A 17,013-nucleotide genomic window follows, 5' to 3' on the forward strand; every position below is an offset into this window, starting at 1 on the left:
CCCATGGCCCTCCACCCGCTGCAACCGGTGCTCGAGCAGGTGGATGCCAACAGCTGCCCAGGCCGCCTCAATTTCCACTGCCACACGATCCACAGTGACGGCAGCCTGCGCCCGGAACAGCTGGGCCAACAGGCTCTGGCGATCGGCCTCGAGCATTTGGCCGTGACGGACCACCACAGCACGGCAGCCTTTGCACCTCTGCAGAGCTGGTTGCAGCAGCAGGCAGATCAAGGCGAGGCCGTGCCGACGTTGTGGTCGGGGGTCGAGATCAGCTGCCTGCTGGAGAGCTGTCTCGTGCATGTGTTGGCTCTTGGCTTTACGCCTGGCGATCCGGCCCTGGAGCCCTACCGCCAAGGCCAGGCTCCCGTTGGGGAGGCGCTGCAGGCGTCCACGGTGGTGCGGCGCATCCATGACGCGGGTGGGCTGGCCCTGTTGGCCCACCCCGGGCGTTATCGCCTCAGCTTTCAGCGCTTGATTCCAGCTGCGGCAGCCCTTGGCTTTGATGGCGCTGAGGCCTACTACGACTACGCCATGCAGCCGCAATGGCAGCCCACGCCGCATGTGTGCGAGGCGATTGCACGGCTGCTCGACAAACACGCACTTCTGCGAAGTTGCGGGACCGATACCCATGGCCTGGAGCTCAGTGGCCGCTAGGGTTCCCGCAGCATTCATCCCTGCCGATGGGCCTGTTTGATCGTCTGCTCGGTGGCAACAAGTCGGTGAGCGTCAGCGGCGAGGCCAAGCCCGCCAAGAAAGAGGAAGCCTTCTTCCTCGATGCCGACGCCTCCAGCAGCATGGGCGACGTGAACTTCATGCGCCGCTCCAACACCATTCGCCACACCTTCCCGGGCACAGCCAGCAGCCCCGGAGACAAGGAGCTCGTGGAGGAAGTGGCCTCGATGGAGATGCGCCGCGAAATGGCCACCCCAGGCCTTGGCGGTGTGGAAGAGAAGCAGGAGGAGATCAATCTCACCGGTGGCATTCCCAAGCCGGTGAAGAAGACCTTCGCCGAGCAAATGAGCCGCGCCGAGCTCGACCAGCGCATGAAGGGCTCGGCCGTTGGTGTGAACACCCCTGGCCAGGCCAACCCCAAGCTGCAGGCCCCCGCAGAAGCGCAGCCTCAAATCGCCACGCAGCAGCAAGACAGCAAGCCGGGCGACATCGGCGCCTTCAAGGGCTGGGTGAAGGATCTCTGATCCACAACGGTGGAGGCTCAGCCCTCCACCAACGTTTCGGCCTCAAGCACCAGCTGGCGCAGCCGCTCCAGCTGGTTTTTTTGTGCGCCCTCCCACAGGCCACGGTGGTGGGCCTCCAGCAGCCGCTCCGCCATATCCCGAAGCGCCCAGGGGTTATCGCGTTTGAGGAAGGCGAGCACGCCATCGTCGTTGAGCCACTGGTCACTGATCGCGCCGTAGCTCCAGTCGGGCACACGGTCGGTGCTGGCGTCGTAGGCAAACAGGTAATCGAGGCTGGCAGCCATCTCGAAGCCGCCCTTGTAGCCGTGCTGCTGCATCCCTTCAATCCAGCGCGGGTTGAGCACCCGTGAGCGCAGCACCTTGTCGAATTCCCGTTCAAGCCGATGCACCCGTGGCCGCTGCTGGCGGGAGTGGTCGCCAAACCACAATTGCGGTGCGCGTCCCGACACCGCCTCCACGGCAGCAGCCAGACCCCCCTGGAACTGGTAGTAGTCATCGGAATCGAACAGGTCGTGCTCGCGGTTGTCCTGGTTGTGCAGCACCACCTGCACACCCTTGAGGCGCTGTTCGAAGCCCTGCCGATCCGCCTGGATCGCAAGCCGGCCACCGTTACCTTCGCTGCCCCCCAGGCCTTCGTAGCGCCAACTGCTCCAGTTGAGATAAGCGGCCGCCAGGTCACTCCGCTCCTCCCACTCGCCGCTGTCGATCAACCCTTGCAATCCAGCGCCATAGGCCCCAGGCGCCGAGCCGTAGACGCGCCAGGCATGGCCATCACGGCGTGCTGCCGCCGCCAGCGGATTGTCTGCCTCGGGCTCCTCAGCAGCAGCGACCAATGCCGTGGCCCGGTTCACCCAGGCCACTAGTTGCGGAAAGGCATCCCGGAACAGGCCGGAAATGCGCAGGGTCACATCCACCCGCGGACGGCCCAGCTCCCGCAGTGGAATCAGCTCGAGATCCACCAGCCGGCGGCTCGGACCATCCCAGACCGGGCGCACCCCAAGCAGCGCCAACGCCTGGGCAATATCTTCACCGCCATTGCGCATGGTGCTGGTGCCCCACACCGACAGAGCGAGCTGCAGGAGCGGCTCACCCTCCTGCATCAGGTGTTGATCGAGCAGCAGCTCTGCGCTGCGGCGGCCGAGATCCCAGGCAGCCTCCGTCGGCAGGGCCCGCAAATCCACGCTGTAGAAGTTCCGGCCGGTGGGCAAGAGGTCGGGCCGGCCGCGGGTGGGAGCCCCCGAAGGCCCCGCTGCGATTCGGCCTCCGGCAATGGCAGTCAAGAAGGCCTGCCGCTCGGCTGTTCCGCACTGCAAGAGATCAGGCACCAGACCTGATGCCAGGCGTTGCAACACGGCACTGGTGTGTTGCGCCGATTTGGGAGTCCCCTCGCCTCCACTGAGCAACGCCGTGCAGTGGTCGGCAGCGATGGCTTCCAGCCAGGCCACGGCATCGCCCACCAACCGCGGCTGGGGGAGTCCGAATTCAACCAGGCGCTGCTGGTCGGCAGCGCTGAGTGCCTGCTCTTCCGGATCCGACCAAGGGTCGAGCTCCAGCTGCAGATCGCGGGCCAGCGCTTGGGTGAGGCCGAGCCCCTGCTGTTGCGGAGGGCGAGCGAGACAGGCGAGCAGCTCCGCCAGGGCGGGCTCCGCAGGCAGGCTGCCAAAGCGGTGCAGGCCGGTGCGCACTTGCGCTTCTTTGAGCTCGCACAGGTAACCATCGGCCGCATCCAGGGGATCGCCGTTGGCAGCCGCACCGAGGAGATCGGGCAACTGCAGCTCCGCCAAGCGCTCCAGCACGGTGGCCCGCAACTGATCACTGCGGGCGCTACCGAGTTGCACCGCCTCCCAGTACTCATCGATCAATGCCTCCAGCTCCCGCAAATCGCCGTGGAGGCCGGCGCGGCCCAGTGGCGGTGTGAGGTGGTCCAGGATCACAGCCTGGGCCCGGCGTTTGGCCTGTGATCCCTCACCGGGATCATTCACGATGAAGGGATAGATGTGGGGCATGGGCCCCAGCGCCCACTCGGGATAACAGCTGCTCGAGAGCCCCAGACCCTTGCCGGGCAGCCATTCGAGATTGCCGTGTTTGCCCACATGGCAGATCAGCTGCACGCCGGCCTCCTGGCGCAGCCAGAGGTATTGGGCCAGGTAGTGGTGCGGTGGTGGCAGATCCGGGCAGTGGTAGCTGAGGCTCGGATCGCGGTCGTAGCCACGTTCGGGTTGGATCAGCAGCGTGACGTGGCCAAAACGCAACGCCTGGATGGGAAAGCCAGCTGGTTCCAGCTGCGGATCATCGGCAGGGGGACCCCAGCGTTGCTCAAGCCGCTCACGGCCTTCGGCGGGCAGCTGGCCATACCAGGCCTCGTAGCTGGCCAAGGAAAGGTGAGCGCTGGCTGGCCGGTGCAGGCTCTCCGGATCGTTGCTGCGGCCGGCCAGAAGAAGCTGGATCAGCGCGTCGCCATCGCCAGGCAACGGTTGATCCCCAAGGCTGTAACCCGCCTCAGCCAACCAATGGAGCATGGCTGCGGTACTGGCTGGCGTATCGAGCCCCACGCCATTCGCGAGCCGGCTGTTGCGGGTGGGGTAGTTCGCCAGCACCAGGGCCAACCGCCGCTCCGCTGCAGAGGTATGGCGCAACTGACACCAACGCCCCACCAGCTCTGCCACCCAGGCCAGGCGTTCTGGCTGTGGTTGATAGCGAGGCAGCGCTGTGGCCAAGCGCGCATCAGCCGTTGCAACCTCCTTGAACGCTCCCACCCGGGTGGTGATGCGGCCGTCGAGTTCCGGAAGGGCGATCTGAAGGGTGAGATCCAGAGGGGCCAGCCCCACGCTGCTCTCACGCCAGCTGGATTCGTTCTGGGTGCTGCAGAGAAGCTGCAGCACCGGCACCGCCAGCTGATCCCAGAGCGGAGCCCCCAGCCCCGCTTCACTCATCTGCACCGAAGCGAATGACGTGGTGCACAGCACTGCATCCACGCGCTCGCGGCCCAGAAGATCGGCCACCCCCTGCTGCACTGCCCCATCGCGAAGGCTGCTGAGCCACAGGGCCCGAGGAGCCAGCCCGGCCGTGCGCAGGGCTGAGAGCAGTGCATCGGCGAGGGCCAGGTCACCGGCCTGAAGCAGGGCCCGGTAGAGCACCACGCCAACCCGTGGGCCTGGGTCGTCGCGCCAGTCGTAGACCTCAGGATCTGCCAGTGCTTCGGGCACTGGTGGCGTGATCTGAGCCCCATCGAGCAGAGCCTTCCAGCTGGTGAGCACCGCCAGCCAGTTGGCTGGGCCGCCTTCCCGGAGGCAACGGCTGCAGGCCAGGGCCAACGGCGTGGAAACGCTGCTCAGCTCCACGAGGGTGGCCTCCTCCTCGGCCGTGCCCGAGAGCACCATCAATTGGCGAGCCGGTTGCTCCTCAGCCCATTGCCGCAATTGCTCAAGGCCGTAGCTCCAGTGCCCGCGGCCTCCCAGCAGGCGCACCACCACCAAGTCGGTGCTCTGGAGGCTGGTGCGGATGTAGTGATCCAGCACGGCCGGATGTTGCAGGGCCGCCAGGTTCAGGGCGCGCAGGCTGCGGCCAGCTCCGATCACGTCAGGGCAGCGATCGAGTTGCGCTGCTAAGGCGGTGAGATCGGTGTCGGCGCTGGTGAGCAGCACCGCCGTTGCGGCTGGTTGTTCGATGAACAGCACCCCGTCGGAGGGGCTGCTGCTGCCCGGAACGGCGGCGAGGCGATGCATGGACCCATCTTGTCGGGCGCGGGTCGTCCACAGTCAGGACCCTGCCGATGAGAAGATCACCGTCAGCAGTGGCCGCGCCGCCCCACCGACCCATGCATCAGTTTTTGCCCTACGCCTGGTTCGGTGGCAAGTGCGTTCCCTTCGCTGAAGCAACGCTGTCGGTGGCTACCCACGCCCTGCATTACGGCACGGGTGCGTTTGGTGGAATGCGGGCCCTGCCCAACCCTTCCGATCCGAACGAGATCCTGCTCTTTCGGGCTGATCGCCACGCGCGGAGGCTCAGCCAGAGCGCACGGTTGCTGCTCACCGAGCTGAGTGAAGACACGATTCACAGCGCGATCCACCAATTCCTGCAGGCCAACAAACCCACCTGTCCGGTGTATCTGCGGCCGTTCGTGTACACGAGCGACCTGGGCATTGCGCCACGCCTGCACAACATCGAGACCGACTTTCTGATCTATGGCCTCGAGCTCGGTGACTACCTCTCCCCGGAGGGCGTGAGCTGCCGCATCAGCTCCTGGACCCGCCAGGAAGATCGCTCCCTGCCCCTGCGCGGCAAGATCAGCGGCGCGTATATCACCAGCTCCCTGGCCAAGACGGAAGCGGTGAAGAGCGGCTTCGATGAAGCGTTGCTGCTCAACAGCCGCGGCAAGGTGAGTGAAGCCAGCGGCATGAACCTGTTCATCGTGCGCGATGGCGTGCTGATCACCCCCGGCGTCGATCAAGACATCCTCGAGGGCATCACCCGCGCCAGTGTGCTCGAACTGGCTAAGACCATGGGCATTCCCACCCTGGAGCGCCCGGTGGACAAGAGCGAGCTGTTCATCGCCGATGAGGTGTTCCTCAGCGGCACCGCCGCCAAGGTCACCCCGGTGCGCCGGGTGGAAAACACCGACCTCAGCAGTGAGCGGCCCGTGATGAACGCCATCCGCGATCGCATCACCGCTATTACCGAAGGCCGCGATCCCGCCTTCGATCACTGGGTCACCCGCGTGCGTCTGAACGGTTGATGCTGGCCACCCAACGGATCGGTTTCCTCGAACGCCTCCACAGCCCCGACCACCCGGTGCTTGTGTTCGACGGTGCCACGGGCACCTCGCTGCAACAGATGAATCTCACCGCCGAGGATTTCGGCGGCGCGGCCCTGGAGGGCTGCAACGAGAACCTGGTGTTTACCCGCCCGGATGCGGTGCAGGACGTGCACCGTCAGTTCCTCGAGGTGGGCTGCGATGTGATCGAAACCGACACGTTTGGAGCCGCTTCAACGGTGTTGGCGGAATACGACCTGCAGGACCAGGCCTTCGCCATCAACAAGCGCGCCGCGGAACTGGCCCGGGAAATGGCCGACGCTTACAGCACCCCCGACAAACCCCGCTTTGTGGCCGGCTCGATGGGGCCCACCACCAAGCTGCCCACCTTGGGGCACATCGGCTTCGATGAGCTTCGCGATGCCTTCGCTGAGCAGGCCGAGGGCCTGATCGCCGGCGATGTGGATCTGTTTATCGTCGAAACCTGCCAAGACGTGCTGCAGATCAAGGCAGCCCTGCAGGGGATCGAGCAGGCCTTCAGCAAAACCGGCCAACGGCGGCCGCTGATGGTGAGCGTGACGATGGAAACCACCGGCACGATGCTGGTGGGCTCGGATATTGCCGCTGTGGTGGCAATTCTCGAGCCGTTCCCGATTGACGTGCTTGGTCTGAACTGCGCCACGGGCCCGGAGCAGATGAAGGAGCACGTGCGCTACCTCAGCGAACACAGCCCCTTCGTGGTCAGCTGCATCCCCAACGCAGGCCTACCGGAGAACATCGGCGGTGTGGCCCACTACCGGTTGACGCCGGTTGAGATGAAGATGCAGCTGATGCACTTCGTCGAGGACCTCGGCGTGCAGGTGATCGGCGGCTGCTGCGGCACCACACCCGCCCACATCGGTGCGTTGGCGGAACTGGCGGCAGAACTCAAGCCCGCAGCGCGCCAGGTGCGCACACCTGAGCTGCGTGCGAGCAAGCAGGATCCCCGCCCGGCCCTGGCCTATGAGCCCAGCGCCAGCTCGATCTATGGCACCACGCCCTATCTGCAGGACAACTCGTTTCTGATCATTGGTGAGCGGCTGAATGCCAGCGGCTCCAAGAAGGTGCGCGAGCTGCTGGCCGAAGAAGACTGGGATGGCCTGGTAGCCGTGGCCCGGGGCCAGGTGAAGGAGAACGCCCACGTGCTCGATGTGAACGTCGACTATGTGGGTCGCGATGGCGAGCGCGACATGCGCGAGTTGGTGAGTCGTTTGGTCACCAACGTGAACCTGCCGCTGATGCTCGATTCCACCGAGTGGCAAAAGATGGAATCCGGCCTGAAAGTGGCCGGCGGCAAGTGCATCCTCAACTCCACCAACTACGAAGACGGCGATGAGCGCTTCTTCAAGGTGCTGGAGCTGGCCCGTGATTACGGCGCCGCTGTGGTGGTGGGCACGATCGACGAAGAGGGCATGGCCCGCACGGCGGAGCGCAAATTCGCCATTGCCCAGCGCGCCTACCGCGATGCCCTGGAATTCGGCATCCCGGCCCATGAGATCTTCTACGACCCCCTAGCGCTGCCGATCTCAACCGGCATCGAGGAAGACCGGGAGAACGGCCTGGCCACGGTGGAGGCGATCCGGATGATCCGCCAGAACCTGCCCGGCGTCCACGTGGTGCTTGGCGTGAGCAACGTGAGCTTCGGCCTGTCGCCGGCGGCACGGATCGTGCTCAATTCCGTGTTCCTGCACGACTGCTGCGAAGCCGGCATGGATGCGGCGATCGTGAGCCCGGCCAAGATCCTGCCGCTGGTGAAGATCAGCGAGGAACACCAGCAGGTGTGCCGTGACCTGATCAACGACAACCGCCGTTTCGATAACGGCGTGTGCATCTACGACCCGCTCACAGAGCTCACCAAGCTGTTTGAGGGGGTGAGTGCAAAGGAGGCCCGCGCCTCAGGGCCTCAGCTGAGCGATCTGCCGATCGAGGAGCGGCTCAAGCAGCACATCATTGATGGCGAGCGGATCGGCCTGGAAGACGCCCTCAAGATCGCGCTCGACACCTACAAGCCACTGGAGATCATCAACACCTTCCTGCTGGATGGCATGAAGGTGGTGGGCGAGCTGTTTGGCTCCGGTCAGATGCAGCTGCCCTTCGTGCTCCAGAGCGCCGAAACGATGAAGTCGGCCGTGGCTTTCCTCGAGCCGTTGATGGACAAGGTGGAAGGCGAAAGCTCCGCCAAGGCCAAGTTCCTGATCGCCACGGTGAAGGGCGATGTGCACGACATCGGCAAAAACCTGGTCGACATCATCCTCACCAACAACGGCTACGAGGTGATCAACCTCGGCATCAAGCAGCCGGTGGAGGCGATCATCGAGGCCCAGCGCACCCATCACGCCGACTGCATCGCCATGAGCGGGCTGCTGGTGAAGTCGACCGCTTTCATGAAGGACAACCTTGCCGCCTTCAACGAGGCCGGGATCGATGTACCGGTGATCCTCGGCGGCGCCGCGCTCACCCCGCGCTTCGTGAACAAGGACTGCCGCGAGGTGTACCGCGGTCAGGTGATCTACGGCCGCGATGCCTTTGCCGACCTGCGCTTCATGGATGCCTACGTGGCCGCGAAGCAGGCGGATCAGTGGGAAAACCAGCAGGGCTTCCTCGCCGGTGCTCCCGAGGGCCTCGGACTCGAGGCCGCTTCGGACGCCAAGGCTGGTGATAAACCGGCCGGAACGGGAGCCGAAGCGGCTCCCGACAGCGAAGCGAGCTCCGCAACAGCCAGCGCTCCGGCCACACCCAACGATCACCGCTCGGATGCGGTGCCGGAAGAACCGGCGCTCACCCCACCCTTCTGGGGCAGCCGAGTGCTCACGGAGGCCGACATCCCCTTGGAGGCGGTGTTCGCCTATCTCGATCGCAATGCCCTCTTTGCCGGCCAATGGCAATTGCGCAAGGCGCAGGGGCAATCCCGCGACGACTACGAAGCGATGCTGGCCGAGAAGGCCGAGCCGGTGCTGCAGCAGTGGATGGCGCGCTGCCTTGAGGACCAGCTACTCACCCCGCGCGTGGCCTATGGCTACTTCCCCTGTGGCCGCGAGGGCAACAGCGTGGTGGTGTTTGATCCCGAGCAGCGCTCGCGGGAGCTTGGCCGCTTCGCCCTGCCCCGCCAACGCGCTGGCAACCGCTACTGCATCGCTGACTTCTACACCGATCTCGCTGGCGGTGAACCCACTGACGTGCTGCCGATGCAGGCCGTCACCATGGGTGAGAAGGCCACGGCCTTTGCCCAGGAGCTGTTCAAGGGCGATCAGTACAGCGATTACCTCTACTTCCATGGCCTGGGTGTGCAGATGGCCGAGGCCCTTGCGGAATGGACCCACGCACGCATTCGCTCCGAACTCGGCTTCACCGACCCCGAAGGCATGCCCCTGCGCGACGTGTTGGCGCAGCGTTACCGCGGCAGCCGTTATTCCTTCGGCTACCCGGCCTGCCCCAACGTGGCTGATTCACGCCAGCAGCTCGCCTGGCTGGGGAGTGAGCGCATCGGCTTGTCGATGGATGAAAGCGATCAGCTGGAGCCGGAACAGAGCACCACGGCCCTGGTGGCCCTGCACAGCCAGGCCCGCTACTTCTCGGCCTGAATCAGGGTCCGCCTAGCCTCGGCGGGCCTAGACCTTTCTCTCTGCATGGCCATTGCCGGACCCGGCGGCGTTGATGACGCGATCGCTGCAGGCCTCGATCTCGATGGCACCCCCATCCCCACCGAGATGCTCAGCCTCTACAACGAGGTGATGGACCTGGAAAGCCAGCGCGCCCGCAGCGGCGTGAAGAAGTCGATGCGCAATCGCATCGTGAAGACCGGCTCCAAGCATTTCGACCAGCAAACCCTCGATGCGCGCCTCAAGGCCGCCGGCTGGGAAGGTTTGAAGGACAAGGAAATCGCCTTTTTCTACGGCGCCTGATCCGGCGTAGCGCTGCGGCGGCTGGGGATCAGACCAGTCCCCGCGCCGCAGGCGCTCAGCTGCAGAGATCTTCCATGGTTTCGATCACTTCCTGCTGGAACTCCTCCAGATCAGTGGAGTCGGAGAGATCGATGCCTTCTCCGGCGGCATTCTGAGCCAGCTCCTGGAAGTGGAACGCACCTTCCCCATTGGCCAGGAACTCGATCGCCGAGCTCTCGCCGCTTTCCTTGAAGGCATCGCACAGGGCCAGGAAGGCGCCGTCTTCGGTGAAGTCCCAGCTCATATAGGGGGGTCTGCTGAATGACCTTTAACGCCTGCCCCCCAGGGTCCGTCAACTGTCTGATCGCGATTTGTGCCACTCCGTCGTCAGACTGCGGCTCCCCAGAGTGTTGTTCACCCCTGTGACCACCGCCGATTCAGTGGCCTTGAACGTGTTGGGGCAACCGTTGGAGGTTTGCGGTTGCCAGCCCATGACCGGTTGGTATCGCGATGGCTTCTGCCGCACCGATGGCGCCGATCTGGGCCGCCACACGGTGTGTTGCGTGGTGGATGAACGCTTCCTCTCCTACACACGAGCTCAGGGCAACGACCTCAGCACCCCGATGCCCCAGTACGGCTTCCCCGGGCTCAAGCCGGGAGATCACTGGTGCGTTTGCGCCGGCCGTTGGTTGGAGGCCTATGAAGACGGCATGGCCCCTCCGGTGCGGCTGGAAGCCTGTGAGCAGAGCGCTCTCGAGGTGATCCCCCTGGAGGTCTTGCAACAGCACGCCAGCCCTGCCGCATGATGGCGCGATGAGCCTGCGCATCGCGGTGATCGGTCTGGGGGCCTGGGGCTCCACCCTGGCTGGCCTGTTCGAGGAGCAGGGCCATCGGGTGAAGGGCTGGAGCCGGCGTGAGGGTGGTGATCCTCGCGGCCTCCTGGACGATGCCGAGTTGGTGGTGATGGCCACCGCCCTCCAGGGTGTGCGGCAGCTGGCGGCTCAACTGGCCCCCGATTGGCCCGCTGGTGTCCCCCTGCTCAGCTGCAGCAAAGGAATCGATCTCGATCAGCAATGCACCCCCAGCCAGCTGTGGCAGCAGCAGATCCCTGATGTGCCTCTGGTGGTGCTCAGCGGCCCCAACCTGGCCACGGAGCTGGCCGCTGGCCTGCCTGCCGCCAGCGTGCTCGCCAGCCGTGACCAGGCCTTGGTGGCGCAATTGCAGCAATCCCTCAGCTCGGATCGGCTCCGGCTCTATACCAATGGCGATCCGGTGGGAACCGAGGTGGCCGGCGCCCTTAAGAACGTGATGGCGATCGCGGCAGGCATTTGTGATGGCCTGGCTCTGGGTGCCAATGCCAAGGCCTCCCTGCTGTGCCGCGGTCTGGTGGAGATGGGCGTCGTGATTCAGGGGTTGGGCGGCGAGGCCCCCAGCCTCTACGGCCTAGCGGGCTTGGGGGATCTGCTGGCCACTGCCAACAGTGCGCTGAGCCGCAACTACCGCTTTGGCCTGGCCCTGGCGGAGGGGCTCGATCGCGATGCGGCCCTGGCCCGCGTCGGCGCCACGGTGGAGGGGGCGCAAACCACCCGCGCAGTGCTGGCCCTGGCGGAGCGCCATGGCTGGCATTTGCCGATCTGTGAGCAGGTGGGTGCCTTGATGGCGGGTGCACTTCCGCCTGAGGCGGCCGTGCGACAACTGATGGGGCGTGGTCTTCGCCAAGAACACTTGGCCTTCTCCTGATGAGCACCCGCCCCGCACTCCTTGTTGAGGCGTTCACCGATGAGCCGCTGCAGGGCAATGGCGCTGCAGTGGTCTGGCTGGATCAACCGGCCACGGCGACGTGGATGCAACGGCTTGCGGGCAGCTTCAAACAATCGGAAACGGCGTTTCTGCACCGCGAGGCAACCGGCGGCTGGCAGTTGCGCTGGTTCACTCCCAGCTGTGAAGTGCCCCTCTGCGGCCACGCCACCTTGGCCGCCACCCTGGCGTTGGCCCACTGGGGCTGCCTCCAACCTGGTGACACCATCCCCCTGGCCAGCCGCAGTGGAGCGCTGCAGGTTGGCTTGGATGGCCAACGGCCTGGTGCCGCCCACCTGACATTGCCCAGTGCTGGGCTCGAGCCCTTGCCGGTACCCCAGGCGCTGGAGACGCTGCTCGGGCAACGCATCGAGCACTACTGGGGCTCATCGCTCGGCTATCGCGTGGCGTTGCTGCAACCCACGGCTCCCTTGGCGACGCTGGCTTGCCCTTCAGCGGGGCTGGAGGGTCAGGATCGAATGGGGCTGGTGCTGATGCAGCCGCTCCCCAACGAAGGGCCTGCGCTGATGGGTGCCCCATGCGACTACCAGTTGCGGTTTTTTGCTCCAGGGCTGGGGATTGAGGAAGACTCGGTCACGGGTTCAGCCCATGCCCTGGTGGCGCCTTGGTGGATGGAGCAGCTGCAACGAAACCAGGTGCGCGGCTGGCAACCCTCTGAGCGCCATGGTGGAATGCTCTGCGAGGCCGCCGGCCCCGGTTGGGTTCGGTTGACAGGCGCCGCTCAGCTTCTATGGGACGGACAGATCAACAGCTCCGGTGCTGGCTGCGATCCGGACGACTGGCAGCGGGCCGTGCGGCTGTGAATTGGCGCCGCTGGATCGTGGGAGCCCCCGTGGGTCTCGGGGCGATGGGCCTGGGGTTTTGGGCCCAGGCGGTGCTGCCAGGCAGTTCAGGGGTGAATGGGCCCTTGCTGGAGGCGATGTTGGCCAGCCCTCCGCCGCACGCTGTACCGAAGGCCTCCGCCGGAGAAGACCTGCAAGGCGTGGCGGCTGAGCGGATGGGGGCAGCACAGGGGAGCTTGGCCTTGGCAGAACCCGCCCAGGGCACACCCCTCGAACTCGAGATCCGCGTGGCCGTTGTGCGTGAGGCCGATCAGCTGCAGCTATCGGCCACAGGCCCCTGGTGGTTGAGACGTGCCGACGGCAGTGTGCTGCGACAGGGCACTGCAGGCGAGAGCACAGGCCTGCGTTCCGGTGATCTCCTGCCAGCCGAGCTTTGGCTCGAAACCAGTGCCGGCCATGCCGTTCAGGTGAACGGGCAGGCCTACGACGGGCGCTTACGGCTGTTGCGAGACACCGGAGGCTTGCTAGCGGTGAACCACCTGCCTCTGGAGGCCTATGTGGCTTCAGTGGTGGGGGGGGAGATGCCAAGTTCCTGGAATCTGGAAGCGCTCAAGGCCCAGGCCGTGGCGGCTCGCTCTTATGCCTTGGCCCACATGGCCCGTCCGGCGAGCCGCCATTGGCATCTGGGCAACACCACCCGCTGGCAGGCCTATCGCGGCCTCGCCAGCAGCCATGCACGCACGCGTCAGGCAGCGGCGGACACGCGCGGCTTGATCCTCAGTTATCAAGGCGGGATTGTGGAAAGCCTGTACGCCGCCACCAGCGCCATCAGCCTCGAGGCCCATGGCCACCTGGGAGCTTCGATGAGCCAGCACGGTGCCCAGGAGCTGGCGAGCAGCGGCCAGCGCTACAACCAAATCCTTGGCCACTACTACCGAGGGGCTTCCCTGGCCCGCTTGCGTCAGGGCACGGGCTGATGGGCCAGTTCCTGGACGCAGCCCTGGAGCGGTCGCTGCAGGCGGAGCGTTGCGGTGCCCTGGTGCCCCTCGAGACCGAAGTGGTGCCGCTGGCTGGCTGTGAGCCGTTTGTGTTGCGGCGGCTGCTCTCCGAGACACCCAAACATCTGCGCAGTGCAGGGCCGAAGCCGAATCCCTTTTTGCCCTGGGATCCGGCGTTGGAGGTGGCGTGTCTGAGCCGTGAGCATGTGCTGATCCTCAACAAATTCCCCGTGCAACGCGGCCATGTGCTGCTGATCCCCCAGCGCTGGCAACCCCAATCGGGTTGGCTCTCGCCGTTGGACTGGCAGGCCCTAGCAGCGGTGGAGGCGGATACGCCCGGGCTGTGGTTTTTCAACAGCTGCGCCGCCGCCGGCGCCAGCCAACCGCACCGCCACCTGCAGCTGTTACCGCGCCAGGCTTCGGAGCCGAGTTGCCCCTTAGCTGCCGCCTGCGTCGAGCAACTGCAGGGCCAACAGCAAGCGTGGCCCTGGAACTACCGCCTCAGCCCACGCCTCCATGCCGGTACGGGGGACGCCGCTGCGGAGTTACTGGAGCTTTACCACCGCCACCAATCGGAGTTAGGGCTCGGTGCTCCTCACCAGCAGCCGCAGCCGCAACACCCTTACAACTTGATCCTCGAGCCCAACTGGTTCATGACCGTGGTTCGCACCCGGGAGCACTGGGCTGGGATGAGCATCAATGCCCTGGGCTTTGCCGGCTGTTTGTTAATCACGCCGGAATCCGATACGGCCTGGCTGCAGCAGCACGGCCCAATGGCGTTGCTCGCGGCCGTGGCTGGAAGTAGCCGCTGATTGCGTGGTTTCCCGGATGCGCGCGCCGGGCGACCGCTCTTTGGCTGAGAGAGCCACAGCCACCACACCATGGCCCGCCGTCGAGCTGACCCGATCGCCACCCGCAACCGGCAGGTTGCTGAGCATCTGTTTCTGGTGCGCCGGGTCGCCAACCATTACGCCGCCTGCACGGCGGAGCGCCGCGATGACCTGCAACAGGTGGGAGCACTGGGTTTGATCCGCGCTGCCGAGCGCTACGACGATCGGAGCGCCGTGCCCTTCGCCGCCTTTGCCAGGCCCCACATCCGCGGGGCGGTGCTGCATTACCTGCGCGACGTGGCGCCATTGCTTCGCCTCTCGAGGCGGTTGCAGGAGCGGGCGTTTCAGCTGAGCCGCCAGTGCGGATCGGCGGCCGTGAGCCAGCAGGCGAGCCATGACTCTCGGCAGGGTGAGCTCGAGAGCTTGCGCTGTTTGCAATCGGTTCAGTTATTGCCCCCTTGGCGGTTGCAGGAGGTGCAGGCCAACTCAACGAACTGCTGGGCCAATCCGCCGGTCGATCGGATCGAGGATGCAAACCAAGAGATTGAGTCTGAAACGGTGCTGGCCGCTCTGAGCCAGCTGGAACGGCGCCAGCGACAGGTGGTGGAAGCGGTGGTGCTGCAGGGCCAGACCCTGCGCACGGTGGCCGAGCGCCTCGGGATCAGCGCAGCCACCGTGCACCGGGTGTTGCATCAGGGGTTGGCTGAACTCAGGCGTCAGCTGAGTCCTGCATCTGGCGCTCCAGGGTGCTGATGGCGGCATTGATCGCCGCCAGCTGGCGCTCCAGTCCGTCCCGCCAGAAGGTGAGGGTGTGAAGCTTGCGCTCCTGGTGACGGCGGCGGCACTGCTTGGGGTCGGTGCTGTCTCCGCAGCCAAAGAATGGCGGGAACATGGGAAAATAGGGACCAGTTGTTGTTCTAGCGGTCGACAGGTCCGACCGCGGGAATGGATCGACAGGGCTGCATTGCCTCATCTCAGAGGCCAGAACCCCTTGCTTTGACTGATTTTCATGCCGACAGAGCTAAAGCAATTCGGAACCCTTGGCCACCTCTGGCCGTTCTGATCGCAGGGTGAGAGCAGTGGGTCCCAGAGCTCCGATGAAGGTTCTGTTTCTGGCGCTGCTGGGCAGCGTGATCGTGGCGCCCGTGCCCTCTCAGGCCTACGTGGCTCTGATGGCCGGTCAAACAGCGCGCCCCTTGGGCGGCACGTTCAACAACGTGCCTGTGCTGCACTCCAACCAGCCCGAAGAGGTTCTCGGCCCCGGAATCCTGGTGGACACCCGCCCCGGTTCAGCGATTGCGGCCGAAACAAACCAGCCTTTGGCCAACGCCGCCTACACCTTCAATGGTGAGTTCGGCCTGCACGTCCACCACAAGTATTACCCCGAGGATCGCAGCCGCATTCGGGGCAGCAACGGCCGCCGCGGTGAGCTCACTCTGGCCACGATCCTGATCAATCCAGGCTCTCGGCCCGTCCACATCCGATTCAAGAAGGGTGCGGTGCGTAACAGCTTCGAGGCGCCCTATCTGGCCAACAACCTGATGGGGGTGAAGCCACTCGGCCCGCGTCCCTGGAACACGGGCCCCGGTGATGCCACCGCCGTGCAGATGTTGCGCGGTCAACTCGACCGAAAGCTCGAGGACGAGATCACGATTCCGCCCCATAGCCGGATCGTGCTGTTCAGCACAGCCTTACCGGCCCTGGGCATCGCCAATGGATTGCTGCGCGGTCGCAGTGATGGTCCGTTCCAGATGGCCGTGGTCGCCGCCCGTGATCCGCAGAGCGACGCCGACATCCTCGCGGTGCTCGACAGCAGACGGCTCGCACCAGGCCGGATTTACCTCAGCCGCATTCGCCAGATCCAAGACGGCACCGTGTTCTCGCGGGTGGGAGGCGTTGCCCTTGGCGACGCCTACACGGCCAGCCTCAGCCACGACCTCAGCCAAGGCGCGCTGCACGTGCCGCTGACCAGTACCAATCGCCACCACTTCGGCACCCGCGAAGTGCAGGTGAATCAGCTGGCGTCGCGGATGGTCGATTCATCTCTCGACAACGTGGGGACCTATGGCGTTCGCTTCGACGTGCAGCTGAATCTGCAAGGAGCGGGCCCCCATCAGTTGGTGTTCAGCCATCCCACACCTAACGGCAAACCGTTCACCGCGTTCCGTGGCTCGATCGGTATCAAAACCGATGAGGGCTACCGCGAGGTTCACGTGGGGATGCGCTCCGGCCAGAGTCTGCCCATTGCATCGCTGAATCTCAAACCGGGGCAGAACAACCCGGTGAAAGTGAGCCTGGTCTATCCGGCTGACGCCACACCTGGCCACCTCCTCAGCGTGGTGCCGGATCAACAGCTCGCGCAGCTGCGACAGCGGGAGCAAATGATCTCGGCCGCCCAGGCGAACAAGCCCAAGCCTGCGCCAGCGGCCCCACCTGTAGCCAACGCCCCAGCGCCAGCGAAACCAGTCGCCGCAGCCAAACCGCCAGCCAAACCGGCACCAGCACGTGTCGCTGCGAAGGCGAAACCTCAGGCTCCCGCTGTGGTAGCAACCCCTGGTTGGATGCAACCGCTCCCGCCCGTACCGAGCATGCAGGGGCTGCCACCAGCGGTGATCACACCAACCCGAATGAGCCAGAGCTTGATGGAGCGCTACCAGCAGGCGGTTCAGGCTCAGCAGCAACTGATGAATTCCCTGATGGGCCGATAACCTCTAGG

15 protein-coding genes are annotated in these 17,013 nt (G+C 65.3%); 12 read left to right on the forward strand and 3 right to left on the reverse strand.

Annotated elements, in window-relative coordinates:
* Positions 1–3 precede the first annotated feature (3 nt).
* Positions 4–654 carry a PHP domain-containing protein gene (locus tag CB0101_RS02780; RefSeq protein WP_010308510.1) on the forward strand — a complete coding sequence of 217 codons (651 nt, stop codon included), beginning with the start codon at positions 4–6 and terminating at the stop codon, positions 652–654.
* A gap of 26 nt (positions 655–680) precedes the next feature.
* Positions 681–1,196, forward strand: coding sequence for a hypothetical protein (locus CB0101_RS02785; RefSeq protein ID WP_010308509.1), 516 nt, complete (start codon positions 681–683; stop codon positions 1,194–1,196).
* Between the two features lie 17 nt (positions 1,197–1,213).
* Here the strand turns inward: CB0101_RS02785 and cobN are convergent, their stop codons facing one another.
* A complete protein-coding gene (cobN, locus tag CB0101_RS02790) occupies positions 1,214–4,921 on the reverse strand; it encodes a cobaltochelatase subunit CobN (RefSeq protein WP_010308504.1) in 3,708 nt (1,235 codons plus the stop codon).
* A gap of 92 nt (positions 4,922–5,013) precedes the next feature.
* Here cobN and CB0101_RS02795 point away from each other — a divergent pair, with 92 nt between their 5' ends.
* Genes CB0101_RS02795 through CB0101_RS02805 form a run of 3 tightly spaced genes read left to right on the forward strand, consistent with a single transcriptional unit; the run spans position 5,014 to position 9,890 of the window.
* Positions 5,014–5,931: a branched-chain amino acid transaminase gene (locus tag CB0101_RS02795; protein WP_010308501.1), complete on the forward strand. Its 918-nt coding sequence runs from the start codon at positions 5,014–5,016 to the stop codon at positions 5,929–5,931.
* Complete coding sequence (gene metH / locus CB0101_RS02800; protein WP_010308496.1) at positions 5,931–9,569, forward strand: methionine synthase; 3,639 nt, start codon at positions 5,931–5,933, stop codon at positions 9,567–9,569. The genes CB0101_RS02795 and metH overlap by 1 nt, the downstream gene beginning before the upstream one ends.
* Before the next feature lie 45 nt (positions 9,570–9,614).
* Positions 9,615–9,890, forward strand: a complete 276-nt coding sequence (locus CB0101_RS02805; protein ID WP_010308493.1) for a DUF4090 family protein — start codon at positions 9,615–9,617, stop codon at positions 9,888–9,890.
* A gap of 55 nt (positions 9,891–9,945) precedes the next feature.
* Here CB0101_RS02805 and CB0101_RS02810 read toward each other — a convergent pair whose 3' ends face one another.
* Positions 9,946–10,173: a hypothetical protein gene (locus CB0101_RS02810; RefSeq protein ID WP_010308489.1), complete on the reverse strand. Its 228-nt coding sequence runs from the start codon at positions 10,171–10,173 to the stop codon at positions 9,946–9,948.
* A gap of 118 nt (positions 10,174–10,291) precedes the next feature.
* Between CB0101_RS02810 and CB0101_RS02815 the strand changes: the two genes are divergently transcribed.
* The 6 genes from CB0101_RS02815 (at position 10,292) to CB0101_RS02840 (ending at position 15,050) form a co-directional block, all read left to right on the forward strand.
* Positions 10,292–10,675: a DUF2237 family protein gene (locus tag CB0101_RS02815; protein WP_029552952.1), complete on the forward strand. Its 384-nt coding sequence runs from the start codon at positions 10,292–10,294 to the stop codon at positions 10,673–10,675.
* Positions 10,676–10,682: 7 nt separating this feature from the next.
* Positions 10,683–11,609 (forward strand): NAD(P)H-dependent glycerol-3-phosphate dehydrogenase, encoded by a 927-nt coding sequence (locus CB0101_RS02820; RefSeq protein ID WP_010308481.1) that lies wholly within the window; start codon positions 10,683–10,685, stop codon positions 11,607–11,609.
* Positions 11,609–12,490, forward strand: coding sequence for a PhzF family phenazine biosynthesis protein (locus tag CB0101_RS02825; protein ID WP_010308478.1), 882 nt, complete (start codon positions 11,609–11,611; stop codon positions 12,488–12,490). The genes CB0101_RS02820 and CB0101_RS02825 overlap by 1 nt, the downstream gene beginning before the upstream one ends.
* Positions 12,418–13,446 (forward strand): SpoIID/LytB domain-containing protein, encoded by a 1,029-nt coding sequence (locus CB0101_RS02830; RefSeq protein WP_136643943.1) that lies wholly within the window; start codon positions 12,418–12,420, stop codon positions 13,444–13,446. The genes CB0101_RS02825 and CB0101_RS02830 overlap by 73 nt, the downstream gene beginning before the upstream one ends.
* Complete coding sequence (locus CB0101_RS02835; RefSeq protein WP_010308473.1) at positions 13,446–14,279, forward strand: ATP adenylyltransferase; 834 nt, start codon at positions 13,446–13,448, stop codon at positions 14,277–14,279. Before CB0101_RS02830 ends, CB0101_RS02835 begins: the two co-directional genes overlap by 1 nt.
* A 69-nt stretch (positions 14,280–14,348) precedes the next feature.
* Positions 14,349–15,050 carry a sigma-70 family RNA polymerase sigma factor gene (locus CB0101_RS02840; protein ID WP_010308465.1) on the forward strand — a complete coding sequence of 234 codons (702 nt, stop codon included), beginning with the start codon at positions 14,349–14,351 and terminating at the stop codon, positions 15,048–15,050.
* Here the strand turns inward: CB0101_RS02840 and CB0101_RS02845 are convergent.
* A complete protein-coding gene (locus CB0101_RS02845; RefSeq protein WP_010308462.1) occupies positions 15,007–15,189 on the reverse strand; it encodes a hypothetical protein in 183 nt (60 codons plus the stop codon). The two genes, CB0101_RS02840 and CB0101_RS02845, sit on opposite strands and share 44 nt — an antisense overlap.
* A gap of 205 nt (positions 15,190–15,394) precedes the next feature.
* Here CB0101_RS02845 and CB0101_RS02850 point away from each other — a divergent pair, with 205 nt between their 5' ends.
* Positions 15,395–17,005, forward strand: a complete 1,611-nt coding sequence (locus tag CB0101_RS02850; protein ID WP_010308460.1) for a DUF3370 family protein — start codon at positions 15,395–15,397, stop codon at positions 17,003–17,005.
* The last annotated feature ends 8 nt before the right edge of the window (positions 17,006–17,013 follow it).

The sequence above is a fragment of the Synechococcus sp. CB0101 genome, from assembly GCF_000179235.2.
In the GTDB taxonomy this organism is placed as follows: domain Bacteria; phylum Cyanobacteriota; class Cyanobacteriia; order PCC-6307; family Cyanobiaceae; genus Vulcanococcus.